This is a genomic window from Pseudomonas edaphica (genome assembly GCF_005863185.1).
Taxonomy (GTDB): domain Bacteria; phylum Pseudomonadota; class Gammaproteobacteria; order Pseudomonadales; family Pseudomonadaceae; genus Aquipseudomonas; species Aquipseudomonas edaphica.
In genome coordinates this window covers 1-11,298 of sequence record NZ_VBVZ01000167.1, presented here as the reverse complement: position 1 = coordinate 11,298, position 11,298 = coordinate 1, and the positions used below count along the sequence as shown (strand labels likewise).

At 60.2% G+C, this 11,298-nt stretch carries 12 protein-coding genes; 9 read left to right on the top strand and 3 right to left on the bottom strand.

The window, feature by feature from the left end:
* Positions 1–84: 84 nt before the first annotated feature.
* Positions 85–1,032, top strand: a complete 948-nt coding sequence (ispH, locus tag FEM54_RS13340; protein ID WP_017137605.1) for a 4-hydroxy-3-methylbut-2-enyl diphosphate reductase — start codon at positions 85–87, stop codon at positions 1,030–1,032.
* Here the strand turns inward: ispH and FEM54_RS13335 are convergent.
* Positions 986–1,561 carry a GspH/FimT family pseudopilin gene (locus FEM54_RS13335; protein WP_138451313.1) on the bottom strand — a complete coding sequence of 192 codons (576 nt, stop codon included), beginning with the start codon at positions 1,559–1,561 and terminating at the stop codon, positions 986–988. The two genes, ispH and FEM54_RS13335, sit on opposite strands and share 47 nt — an antisense overlap.
* Before the next feature lie 203 nt (positions 1,562–1,764).
* Here FEM54_RS13335 and pilV point away from each other — a divergent pair, with 203 nt between their 5' ends.
* From pilV to thiO, 5 genes are all read left to right on the top strand, one after another.
* Positions 1,765–2,250: a type IV pilus modification protein PilV gene (pilV, locus tag FEM54_RS13330; RefSeq protein WP_138451311.1), complete on the top strand. Its 486-nt coding sequence runs from the start codon at positions 1,765–1,767 to the stop codon at positions 2,248–2,250.
* Positions 2,247–2,954 carry a PilW family protein gene (locus FEM54_RS13325; protein ID WP_017137602.1) on the top strand — a complete coding sequence of 236 codons (708 nt, stop codon included), beginning with the start codon at positions 2,247–2,249 and terminating at the stop codon, positions 2,952–2,954. Before pilV ends, FEM54_RS13325 begins: the two co-directional genes overlap by 4 nt.
* Positions 2,955–2,960: 6 nt before the next feature.
* Positions 2,961–3,485 (top strand): pilus assembly PilX family protein, encoded by a 525-nt coding sequence (locus FEM54_RS13320; protein WP_138451309.1) that lies wholly within the window; start codon positions 2,961–2,963, stop codon positions 3,483–3,485.
* 14 nt (positions 3,486–3,499) lie between these two features.
* Positions 3,500–3,901 (top strand): type IV pilin protein, encoded by a 402-nt coding sequence (locus tag FEM54_RS13315; protein WP_017137600.1) that lies wholly within the window; start codon positions 3,500–3,502, stop codon positions 3,899–3,901.
* 62 nt (positions 3,902–3,963) lie between these two features.
* Positions 3,964–5,073: a glycine oxidase ThiO gene (thiO, locus tag FEM54_RS13310; protein WP_138451307.1), complete on the top strand. Its 1,110-nt coding sequence runs from the start codon at positions 3,964–3,966 to the stop codon at positions 5,071–5,073.
* Here thiO and FEM54_RS13305 read toward each other — a convergent pair.
* A complete protein-coding gene (locus FEM54_RS13305; RefSeq protein WP_017137598.1) occupies positions 5,060–5,293 on the bottom strand; it encodes a PP0621 family protein in 234 nt (77 codons plus the stop codon). The genes thiO and FEM54_RS13305 overlap by 14 nt on opposite strands.
* A gap of 126 nt (positions 5,294–5,419) precedes the next feature.
* Positions 5,420–6,445 (bottom strand): outer membrane protein assembly factor BamD, encoded by a 1,026-nt coding sequence (locus FEM54_RS13300; protein WP_017137597.1) that lies wholly within the window; start codon positions 6,443–6,445, stop codon positions 5,420–5,422.
* A 149-nt stretch (positions 6,446–6,594) separates the two neighbouring features.
* Between FEM54_RS13300 and rluD the strand changes: the two genes are divergently transcribed.
* The 3 genes from rluD to clpB all read left to right on the top strand — a co-directional run bounded on the left by rluD (position 6,595) and on the right by clpB (position 10,993).
* Positions 6,595–7,557, top strand: coding sequence for a 23S rRNA pseudouridine(1911/1915/1917) synthase RluD (rluD, locus tag FEM54_RS13295; protein WP_017137596.1), 963 nt, complete (start codon positions 6,595–6,597; stop codon positions 7,555–7,557).
* Positions 7,554–8,279, top strand: coding sequence for a peptidoglycan editing factor PgeF (pgeF, locus tag FEM54_RS13290; protein ID WP_138451305.1), 726 nt, complete (start codon positions 7,554–7,556; stop codon positions 8,277–8,279). Before rluD ends, pgeF begins: the two co-directional genes overlap by 4 nt.
* Positions 8,280–8,428: 149 nt before the next feature.
* Complete coding sequence (gene clpB / locus FEM54_RS13285; protein ID WP_017137594.1) at positions 8,429–10,993, top strand: ATP-dependent chaperone ClpB; 2,565 nt, start codon at positions 8,429–8,431, stop codon at positions 10,991–10,993.
* Positions 10,994–11,298: the final 305 nt, after the last annotated feature.

Here is an 11,298-nt window from a genome sequence, read left to right as displayed (position 1 = left end):
CGGGAAAGCCCGGTTCCCACAGGGGCTTACTCCTGTAGAGTTGAGTTGATCCAATTTCTTGCCCTGCAAGACACGAGGCACAGCATGCAAATCAAACTCGCCAACCCCCGTGGCTTCTGCGCCGGTGTGGACCGGGCGATCGAAATCGTCAATCGCGCCCTGGAAGTGTTCGGGCCGCCGATTTACGTGCGCCATGAAGTCGTCCACAACAAATTCGTGGTTGAAGACCTGCGCGCACGCGGGGCTATCTTTGTCGAAGAACTCGACCAGGTGCCGGACGACGTTATCGTCATCTTCAGCGCCCACGGCGTGTCCCAGGCAGTACGTACCGAAGCGGCGGGCCGTGGCCTCAAGGTGTTTGACGCCACCTGCCCGCTGGTGACCAAGGTGCATATCGAAGTCGCGCGCTATAGCCGCGACGGCCGTGAATGCATCCTGATCGGCCACGCCGGTCACCCGGAAGTCGAAGGCACCATGGGGCAGTACGACGCCAGTAATGGCGGCGCCATCTACTTGGTAGAAGACGAAAAAGACGTGGCCGAGTTGCAGGTTCAAAACCCTGATCGCCTGGCCTTCGTGACGCAAACCACCCTGTCGATGGACGACACCAGCCGTGTGATCGATGCCCTGCGCACGCGTTTCCCGGCAATTGGCGGCCCACGTAAGGATGACATCTGCTACGCCACGCAAAACCGCCAGGACGCGGTCAAGCAACTGGCCGACGAATGCGATGTGGTTCTGGTGGTCGGCAGCCCCAACAGCTCCAACTCCAACCGCTTGCGCGAACTGGCTGAACGCATGGCCACGCCGGCCTACCTGATCGATGGCGCTGAAGACATGCAGCGCAGTTGGTTCGACGGCGTTGAGCGTATTGGCATCACCGCAGGGGCTTCCGCTCCAGAAGTGCTGGTGCGCGGTGTGATCCAGCAACTGCAGGCCTGGGGCGCCACCGGCGCGGATGAATTGGCCGGTCGCGAAGAGAACATCACGTTCTCCATGCCCAAAGAGCTGCGGGTTCGTTCGCTGCTCTGAGTGCCACGGTGCCGGAGCCGCACAGCGCCTGCTCGGTGGCCTCACTGCGCAGGCTGATGCGCCCGCTGGGCGCCAGCACCACTTGATAGAGGCTCTGTACCGGGTCGGTGCCGCAGATGTGCACCGTACCGGCGCGGAAGCCACCTCCCGCAAACACCGGCTCACCCAGCCCGCTGAAGCGTACCTGGCTCTTGACTGGCCCATTGCCCGCCATCAGCACGCGCCCATTGCCCTGCCGTTCCAGCAGTATAGGGTTGTCGGTACCCGGCTCGCCGCGCCCGCTTGTATCCACGATGATTTGCCATCCTCGGCTCCAATCGTTCTCCAGCGCCTGAATGATCACTGCGCGATTGCGGGTGATTGCCTCAGTGCGCGCCAACCGCAGGCCTTCGGCAAGTGAGTGTGCCGCGCTGCGTTGCTGCTGCGACGCAAGCAACCCCTTGAAGGCGGGCACTGCCACGGTCACCAGGATGCCGCCCAGTAACAGGCCGAACAGAAGTTCGATCAGGGTGAAACCGCGTTGTTGCATAGTCTGTCCCTCCATGGGCAAGGGTAAAAATGGGTTTGGAGACCTAGGTATAGCGCCCGGCGGCGGGGCTGAATGATGGCCTTTATGTCCAAAGTATTTCCCTTTGTTCCGATAGCAGCGCGAGCCAAAAACCGGCGCTAGTCTTGGGTCTCACAGCAGCATTGCGCTGCTTTTTTCAGCCTTCGACACGGATGACGACGGTAATGCTTGCCTGCCCGAACAGACTTTTTCCCTGCGTGCTGCCTCGACAGCAAACCGGCATGACCTTGATCGAAGTGCTGGTGGCGGTGCTGATTCTCGCCGTCGGGTTGCTGGGCGCCGCAGTGACCCAGCTCAATGCACTCAAGTACACCGACAGCTCAAGGATGACCAGCCAGGCCAGTTTCATTGCCTACGATATGCTCGACCGAATCCGCGCCAACTCAGGCGCCGACTATGCATGGGGGGTCGCGCAAACCGCCCCCGTCCTTAGCGCGACGGCCAGCGTGCGGGACCTGGACCTGCATGACTTCGAAGCCAATATCATCGGCTTCGCCGGCGAGGACGCCAAAGGCTCGGTGGTGATCAGCAGTGGCGAGGTAACCGTGAGCATCAGTTGGGATGATGCCCGTGGGGCGAATACGCCCGGGGCGCGGGAAACCTTCATCCTCACCAGCCGCATTACCAGCGACCCGCAGGCGCCTCAATGAGAAGCTTTGTCCGTGGCTTCAGCCTGGTGGAGTTGTTGCTCGCGCTGGCTATCGGGTTGCTGCTGGTGCTGGGTGTCAGCCAGGTGACGATCAGCGCTCGCGCGACTCAAGCCAGCCAACAGGCCGCCATGCTGCTGCAGGATGACGCGCGGTTTGTGCTGGGCAAGATGATCCGGGATATCCGCCAGGCGGGCATGTTCGGCTGCCTGGCGACAGCCTCTATCGACAACGCACCGTCAGCCTTTGATCAACCTGTGGGTTGGCATTCTGCAGGCAGTTCCTGGTCGCTGACGCTGGTCACCGCCGATGTCGCAGGTGAGGGCGGCACGCCTGACTGGACGGTGCTCTCTGACTGCCTCGGCACGGCCCAAGCCTACGCGGGGAATTCACCGCCACCGATGCCAGGGCAGATCCGCTTTGCGCTGCGCCAACTCACCTACACCTATGAAACTGGGCAATTGAAGGTCAGTACGCCTGCGGCGCCGGCCAAGGCGGTGCTGTTGGACAACGTGCAGGCCTTCGACATCAGTTTCGGCGTGGCGGGCAAGCCAGGTTCGCCGCAGGTAGCGCGCTATGACGCCAGCCCGGCGGATGAATCGCTGATCCGCAGCGTACGCCTGCGCATGACGCTGCAAGACCCGACCGGGCGCGTGAAAGATCAGGCCTACAGCGTCGTCGCAGCCCTGCGAAACCGGTTGGGGTAGGGCAGCATGTTCAATCATCAACGCTTTTATGCAGGGCAAGCCGGCATGGTTTTACTGATCAGCCTGGTGTTTCTGCTGGTGCTGTCACTGATCGGCCTGGCATCGATGCAAGGGGCGGTGTCCCAACAAAAGATTACCGGCAGCGTATGGCATCGAAACCAGTCATTTCAAAGCGCCGAAAGTGGCCTGCGGTTGGGTGAGTCGGTGATCCGGCGGGCAGGCGCGACACTGCCGGTGTGTCGGGCAATCAATTCCTGTGCGCCGCCGGTCGAGTCGTCGCAGGTGATAGAGGCAGGCACAAACCCCGTGTCAGCAGTCACTTGGGTTGCCCTGAAGGGCGGCCTGTATGGCGTGCAATCCCTGGGAGTGGGCGTGGGGATGGCGGGTTTGCCTGCCGAAACACCGGCCGCGTTGTACCGCGTGACGGCGGTTGGGAGCAGTGGCCAAGTGCGCACGGTGCTGGAGGCGGTCTATGCACAGGCAGAGGGCGGTCTGAGCGTTCATCGGGTGCTATGGCGACAACTTCACTAGTGAGGAGCGTATCAATGGGCAAGGATTGCCAAGGTTTTACCCTGATCGAGTTACTGGGCGCGGTCGCGATCATCGCGTTTTTGGCCGGGATTGCTTACCCCGCGTATACCGGGCAGGTGAAAAAAGCCTACCGCGCGCAGATCGTTGCACTGTTGATTGAGCAGGCGCAGCACCTCGAACGTTTTTACACGCGCCACGGCACTTTTATTGATGCAAGCGGCGCCAGTGCCGGCAATGATCACTATAGAATCAGCACTGCATTGAGCCCCCAGTCATTCACACTGGTCGCCTCGCCTGCAGTCGGCGCCATCATGGCAAATGACCCATGCGGTGAGTTCAGCTTGTCCAGCACCGGCGTTCGCAGCAACCCGGGCGCGATACCTGAAATGTCGCGCCAGGCGTGTTGGGGGCAATGATGAGAGTACTGGATGAATGGGCGCCGGGTGCGCTTTTCCCTTTTTATCGGCTGGATCAAATGATGGCTAAGCAACAGCAAGTGGTGATTGTCGGTGGCGGTGTCATCGGCTTGTTGACCGCGTTTAACCTGGCCACGGAGGGGCAGGCCGTGGTGCTGCTGGAGCGGTCGGGGCTTGGGCAGGAGTCTTCCTGGGCGGGTGGCGGCATTGTTTCGCCGCTGTATCCATGGCGCTACAGCCCGGCGGTCACCGCACTGGCCCATTGGTCGCAGGATTTTTACCCGCAGTTGGCAGAGCGGCTGTTTGCGGCCACCGGGGTTGATCCAGAGGTTCACACCACAGGCCTGTACTGGTTGGACCTGGAAGATGAAGCCCAAGCGTTGGCTTGGGCTGCCCGAGAAGGTCGCCCGTTGAGCAAGGTAGATGTGTCGGCCGCCCATGATGCCGTGCCGGTGCTGGGCGGTGGATATTCCCAGGCGATCTACATGGCGAACGTGGCCAATGTGCGCAACCCGCGTCTGGTCAAATCCCTCAAGGCTGCGCTGTTGGCGTTGCCGGGCGTGACCCTTCATGAGCAGTGCGAAGTGGAGGGGTTTGTTATTGAAGATGGCAACGTCGTGGGTGTAAATACCGCTGCGGGGCCGATCCTGGGCGATCAGGTGGTGCTGGCTGCGGGCGCCTGGAGCGGCGAAATACTCGGCAAGCTGGGCCTGTCGCTGCCAGTGGAGCCGGTCAAAGGCCAAATGATTTTGTACAAATGTGCGTCGGATTTTTTGTCGAGCATGGTGCTGGCCAAAGGGCGTTATGCGATCCCGCGGCGTGACGGGCACATTCTGATCGGCAGCACGCTGGAGCATGAAGGGTTCGACAAGACCCCGACCGAGTCGGCCTTGGAAAGTCTCAAGGCGTCGGCGGTGGAGTTGATTCCCGCGCTGGCAGACGCGCAGGTCGTAGCTCACTGGGCCGGTTTGCGCCCCGGTTCACCGGAAGGTATCCCTTACATCGGTGAAGTGCCCGGTTTCAAAGGGCTTTGGCTCAACTGCGGGCATTATCGCAATGGGCTGGTGCTCGCGCCGGCATCCTGTCAACTGTTCGCTGACTTGCTGTTGGGGCGTCCCCCGATCATTGACCCGGCGCCGTATGCGCCCGCCGGTCGGATCAACGCTGAATAGACTTCGGCCCTTGTTCCAGGTGCGCCTGGGTGCAGTACCACTCCTGGCGTGAATTGAGTGCGCGATCCTGCGGCAGGTGCACGCCGCAGTGGGCGCAGCGCACCATCAGGGCCGCGCCCGGCTCGGCGGAGCGTTGCTGTTTAGCCGCCGGGCTTTTGAATTTGCGCCAGAACCATACCGCGGCAGCAATGACGGCAATCCAGAACAGTAGACGAAGCATGATGGGCAGTTTCTCGACAGGGAATGCGCCAGTTTAGCCAAGCGCGTGGCAAGCGCACAGCGCAATAACAAGACGCCCACAAAAAAGGAGCCTCGAGAGGCTCCTTCTTGATGACGCTGTGTGCAATCAGTCAAACACGCCGAAGGTCATGTAGCTGAACCACGAACGGTCTTCATTGTTGCCCAGGGCCTGCGGTGCTTCTTCTTCGATCACGTCGCCATTGGCGTCATGCGGCTTGAGCTCCGAAGGAATGGCTTCCTTGGCGTCCTGGAACTGCTTCATCACGTCCTGGTTGGCGCGGGTTTCGCCCGGCGGCAACGGTGGGCGGGAACTGATCAGGCCCAGGGTGTATTTGCTCAACCAGGAACGGTTGTCTGCTTCAGCTACCCGAGGCACGAACTGGCCGTCTTTCAGACTTGGGGAGTCCGGGTAGTTGAGCTTCAGGGTTTCCAGGCTGGTGGTTGCCAATGCATCCAGGTGCAATGCCTGGTAAGCCTGGGTCATCACCGCCAGGCCATCACCCACGGATGGGGTCTCCTGGAAGTTCTCAACTACATAACGACCACGGTTGGCGGCAGCTACATACGCCTGACGGGTCAGGTAGTAGTCGGCCACGTGAATCTCGTAGGACGCCAGCAGGTTGCGCAGGTAGATCATGCGCTGCTTGGCGTCCGGCGAGTAGCGGCTGTTGGGGTAGCGGCTGGTGAGCTGGGCGAACTCGTTGAAGGAGTCGCGGGCAGCACCAGGGTCACGCTTGGTCATGTCCAGCGGCAGGAAGCGTGCCAGCAGGCCAACGTCCTGGTCGAACGAGGTCAGGCCCTTCATGTAGTAGGCGTAGTCCACGTTCGGGTGCTGCGGGTGCAGGCGGATGAAACGCTCGGCGGCGGATTTTGCAGCTTCAGGCTCCGCGTTCTTGTAGTTGGCGTAGATCAGCTCGAGCTGTGCCTGGTCGGCATAGCGCCCGAACGGATAGCGCGACTCCAGGGCCTTCAGCTTGGCTGTGGCACTGGTGTAGCTATTATTGTCCAAGTCTTTTTGAGCTAATTGATACAGCTCGACTTCGCTCAGGTTTTCGTCGACGACTTCCTTTGTTGACGAGCAAGCAGCAGTCATGGCGAGGATGGCGATCAGCAGCAGGTGTTTCACTTGCATGGCGGCTTGCGTCCCTATGACGGCCGCTGTCTTGGGCGGGGCCGTCCTGTTATGATGAGCGCCCCGTTGAAAGCCTCGGGGCAAAAGACGCCGTATTTAACCACAAGCGCGCAGCCGAAACCAAAGGCTGTGCCACGCCTAGTCTGAGCATGTCCGATAAAATTGAACTTCGCGCAGAGGTGCCGTCCGAATTGGGCGGCCAACGCCTCGATCAAGTCGCCGCACAATTATTCGCTGAGCACTCGCGCTCGCGCCTTTCCGCCTGGATCAAAGACGGCCGCCTGACTGTGGATGGAGCGGTTATCCGCCCGCGAGACATAGTCCATGGCGGTGCGATTCTTGAGCTGACTGCCGAGCAGGAAGCCCAGGGAGAATGGGTCGCCCAAGACATCGAGCTGGATATCGTCTATGAAGACGATGACATCCTGGTCATCAACAAACCTGCAGGCCTGGTGGTTCACCCGGCGGTCGGGCACGCTGATGGCACTTTGCTCAATGCCTTGTTGCACCACGTGCCGGACATCGTCAACGTGCCGCGCTGCGGCATCGTGCACCGCCTGGACAAGGACACCACCGGCTTGATGGTGGTGGCCAAGACCATTCAGGCGCAGACGCAGTTGGTCACACAATTGCAGGCCCGCAGTGTCAGCCGGATCTACGAATGCATCGTGATCGGCGTGGTGGTGGCGGGTGGCAAGATCAACGCCCCGATCGGCCGCCACGGCCAGCAGCGCCAGCGTATGGCGGTGATGGAAGGCGGCAAGCCGGCCGTCAGCCACTACCGTGTGCTGGAGCGTTTCCGCTCCCACACGCATGTACGGGTGAAGCTGGAGACCGGCCGCACGCACCAGATTCGCGTGCATATGGCGCACATCAACTTCCCGTTGGTCGGAGATCCGGCCTACGGTGGTCGCTTCCGTATTCCGCCAGCGGCCAGCCAGACCATGGTTGAATCGCTGAAAACCTTCCCGCGCCAGGCACTGCATGCACGTTTCCTGGAGCTGGATCATCCGACGAGCGGTAAGCGGATGAGCTGGGAATCGCCTCTGCCGGACGATCTGGTCTGGTTGTTGTCGCTGCTCAAGCAGGATCGCGAGGCGTTTGTAGGATGAGTGACTGGCTGATTCCTGACTGGCCCGCGCCGTCGGGAGTCAAAGCCTGCGTCACCACCCGTGCGGGCGGCGTCAGTCTGGCGCCGTTCGACAGCCTTAATCTGGGCGATCATGTCGAGGACAGCCTTGAGGCCGTCCTTGAAAATCGTCGCCGTCTTACCGACGCTTTTACTATCCAGCCTGCCTGGTTACGCCAGGTTCACGGGATAACCGTGGTGGAGGCTGACCCTTCGCGTATCGCTGAAGCCGACGCCAGTTGGACCAGCACACCCGGCATTGCCTGCACCTCAATGACCGCCGATTGCCTGCCCGCGTTGTTCTGCAACCGCGCCGGCACACGTGTGGCGGCTGCCCATGCCGGTTGGCGCGGGCTGGCGGCTGGTGTATTGGAGGCTGCGTTTGAAAGCTTGAATGCCGAGCCCGATGAAGTACTGGTGTGGCTAGGCCCGGCCATTGGCCCGCAAGCGTTTGAGGTCGGCCCCGAAGTGCGTGAAGCCTTCATGCAGCAACTGCCAGCCACGGCCGAGGCCTTTGTACCCAGCCGCAACCCCGGCAAGTACATGGCCGATATTTACCAGCTGGCGCGCCTGCGCCTGGCCGCGCGCGGTGTCACCGCTGTATATGGTGGCGGTTTATGCACTGTTACCGACCCACGCTTCTTTTCCTATCGTCGCAGCCCGCGCACCGGTCGGTTCGCCTCCCTTATCTGGCTTGAGCGCTAGACTCTCCTGACTTGGGTCAATGCTGATCCACATCAAGGATCAGTTGCTTGAATCTTCCAGAATCCACCCCATCTATAAGGGTATCTGGCAGGTTTCTTCATTCAGGATGTGTATTTCTAGCTCCGGCCTGCTCAAAAGGAAGGTGACTAATGCGTATTGATCGTTTAACCAGCAAATTGCAGTTGGCACTCTCGGATTCCCAATCCCTGGCGGTCGGCCTCGACCATCCGGCGATTGAGCCTGCGCACTTGATGCAGGCGCTCCTGGAACAGCAAGGTGGTTCTATCAAGCCCTTGCTGATGCAGGTGGGCTTTGACGTCAACAGCCTGCGCAAGGAGTTGAGCAAAGAGCTCGACCAACTGCCGAAAATCCAAAACCCTACCGGCGACGTGAACATGTCGCAGGACTTGGCGCGCCTGCTTAACCAGGCTGATCGCCTGGCCCAGCAGAAAGGTGACCAGTTCATCTCCAGCGAACTGGTGCTGCTCGCCGCGATGGACGACAACAGCAAGCTTGGCAAATTGTTGCTCGGCCAGGGCGTGAGCAAAAAAGCCCTGGAAAACGCCATCAACAACCTGCGTGGCGGCGAGGCGGTGAATGACCCCAATCATGAGGAGTCGCGCCAGGCCCTGGACAAATACACCGTCGACCTGACCAAGCGCGCCGAAGAAGGCAAGCTGGACCCGGTGATCGGCCGTGACGACGAAATTCGTCGCACCATCCAGGTGTTGCAACGCCGCACCAAGAACAACCCTGTGCTGATCGGTGAGCCTGGCGTGGGTAAGACCGCGATTGCCGAAGGCCTGGCCCAGCGCATCATCAATGGTGAAGTGCCGGACGGCCTTAAAGGCAAGCGCTTGTTGTCGCTGGACATGGGTTCGCTGATCGCCGGTGCCAAGTTCCGTGGCGAGTTCGAAGAACGCCTGAAGTCCCTGCTTAATGAACTGTCGAAACAGGAAGGGCAGATCATTCTGTTTATCGATGAACTGCACACCATGGTCGGCGCCGGCAAGGGCGAAGGTTCGATGGACGCCGGCAACATGCTCAAGCCGGCGTTGGCGCGCGGTGAGTTGCATTGCGTTGGCGCGACCACGCTCAACGAATACCGCCAGTACATTGAAAAGGACGCGGCCCTTGAGCGCCGCTTCCAGAAAGTATTGGTGGAAGAACCGAGCGAAGAAGACACCATCGCCATCCTGCGTGGCCTCAAAGAGCGTTATGAGGTGCACCACAAGGTGGCGATCACTGACGGCGCGATCATTGCGGCGGCCAAACTGAGCCATCGCTATATCACCGACCGTCAGTTGCCGGACAAGGCCATCGACCTGATCGACGAAGCGGCCAGCCGCATTCGCATGGAGATCGATTCCAAGCCGGAAGTGCTCGACCGCCTGGATCGGCGCCTGATTCAGCTGAAAGTTGAATCCCAGGCACTTAAGAAAGAAGAGGACGACGCAGCGAAGAAACGCCTGGAAAAACTTCAGGAAGAAATCCTGCGTCTGGAACGCGAGTATTCGGACCTCGAAGAAATCTGGACCTCGGAAAAAGCCGAAGTGCAGGGTTCTGCGCAGATCCAGCAAAAGATCGAGCAGTCCCGTCAGGAGCTGGAAGCAGCGCGCCGTAAAGGCGACCTGAACCGCATGGCCGAGTTGCAGTACGGGGTGATCCCGGACCTGGAGCGCAGCCTGCAAATGGTTGACCAGCACGGCAAGCCCGAGAATCAGCTGCTGCGCAGCAAGGTGACCGAGGAAGAAATTGCCGAAGTGGTCTCCAAGTGGACCGGCATTCCCGTGTCGAAAATGCTTGAAGGCGAGCGCGACAAGCTGCTGAAAATGGAAAGCCTGCTGCACCAGCGCGTCATCGGCCAGGAAGAGGCCGTGGTGGCAGTGTCCAATGCGGTACGGCGTTCGCGGGCCGGTTTGTCCGACCCGAATCGTCCGAGCGGCTCGTTTATGTTCCTCGGCCCAACCGGCGTGGGTAAGACCGAGCTGTGCAAGGCATTGGCCGAGTTCCTCTTTGATACTGAAGAGGCCATGGTGCGCATCGATATGTCCGAATTCATGGAGAAACACTCGGTGGCGCGCCTGATCGGTGCTCCACCAGGCTATGTGGGCTATGAAGAAGGCGGTTACCTGACCGAAGCCGTGCGGCGTAAGCCTTACTCGGTGATCCTGCTGGATGAGGTCGAGAAGGCCCACCCGGATGTGTTCAACATCTTGCTGCAGGTGCTGGAAGATGGCCGGTTGACGGACAGCCACGGGCGCACTGTGGACTTTCGCAATACGGTGATCGTGATGACCTCTAACCTGGGCTCGGCGCAGATCCAGGAGCTGGTCGGTGATCGTGAGGCCCAGCGCGCTGCGGTGATGGATGCGCTGACCTCGCACTTCCGCCCGGAATTTATCAACCGGGTCGATGAAGTGGTGATCTTCGAGCCTCTGGCGCGGGATCAGATCGCGGGTATTACCGAGATCCAGTTGGGCCGTCTGCGTAGCCGCCTGGCCGAGCGTGAGCTTGACCTGGAGCTGAGCAGCGAGGCGTTGGACAAGCTGATCGCGGTGGGTTACGACCCCGTGTACGGCGCACGGCCTCTGAAACGTGCGATACAGCGCTGGATCGAGAACCCGTTGGCGCAGTTGATCCTGTCGGGCAGCTTCATGCCGGGGACCAGCGTGGCGGCCACGGTGGAAAACGACGAAATCGTCTTCCACTAAGCCCAGACTGTAAGGCGATAAGAGGAGGCCCCGCATTGCGGGGCCTTTTTTTTCGATAGGGCGTTGAACTGTAAGGCAAAGGCTTGTAAAGTGCGCCCCGCAGCAACGTCAGCCCACGGGTTTCTTCTCCCCAAGAAGAAATCAGAAACAAGCGCAAATCATTGTCTTAAAAGCAATTTAAAGGGTTGACAGGGGTTTTTAAGATTGTAGAATAGCGCGCCTCAGAGACGTGAACGTAGCGATACGGACAAGCCGATGAGAAGGTTGTAAAGCAGTAGAAGTTGTAAATTTGAAATATGTAGTTC

What these genes read in the sequence shown, in the direction of transcription:
- FEM54_RS13315 (WP_017137600.1), top strand. Translation starts at nt 3,500, where the DNA reads ATGGGCAAGGATTGCCAAGGTTTTACCCTGATCGAGTTACTGGGCGCG.
- pgeF (WP_138451305.1), top strand. Translation starts at nt 7,554, where the DNA reads ATGAGTGACTGGCTGATTCCTGACTGGCCCGCGCCGTCGGGAGTCAAA.
- FEM54_RS13305 (WP_017137598.1), bottom strand. Translation starts at nt 5,293, where the DNA reads ATGCTTCGTCTACTGTTCTGGATTGCCGTCATTGCTGCCGCGGTATGG.
- rluD (WP_017137596.1), top strand. Translation starts at nt 6,595, where the DNA reads ATGTCCGATAAAATTGAACTTCGCGCAGAGGTGCCGTCCGAATTGGGC.
- FEM54_RS13300 (WP_017137597.1), bottom strand. Translation starts at nt 6,445, where the DNA reads ATGCAAGTGAAACACCTGCTGCTGATCGCCATCCTCGCCATGACTGCT.
- clpB (WP_017137594.1), top strand. Translation starts at nt 8,429, where the DNA reads ATGCGTATTGATCGTTTAACCAGCAAATTGCAGTTGGCACTCTCGGAT.
- thiO (WP_138451307.1), top strand. Translation starts at nt 3,964, where the DNA reads ATGGCTAAGCAACAGCAAGTGGTGATTGTCGGTGGCGGTGTCATCGGC.
- FEM54_RS13335 (WP_138451313.1), bottom strand. Translation starts at nt 1,561, where the DNA reads ATGCAACAACGCGGTTTCACCCTGATCGAACTTCTGTTCGGCCTGTTA.
- ispH (WP_017137605.1), top strand. Translation starts at nt 85, where the DNA reads ATGCAAATCAAACTCGCCAACCCCCGTGGCTTCTGCGCCGGTGTGGAC.
- pilV (WP_138451311.1), top strand. Translation starts at nt 1,765, where the DNA reads ATGCTTGCCTGCCCGAACAGACTTTTTCCCTGCGTGCTGCCTCGACAG.
- FEM54_RS13325 (WP_017137602.1), top strand. Translation starts at nt 2,247, where the DNA reads ATGAGAAGCTTTGTCCGTGGCTTCAGCCTGGTGGAGTTGTTGCTCGCG.
- FEM54_RS13320 (WP_138451309.1), top strand. Translation starts at nt 2,961, where the DNA reads ATGTTCAATCATCAACGCTTTTATGCAGGGCAAGCCGGCATGGTTTTA.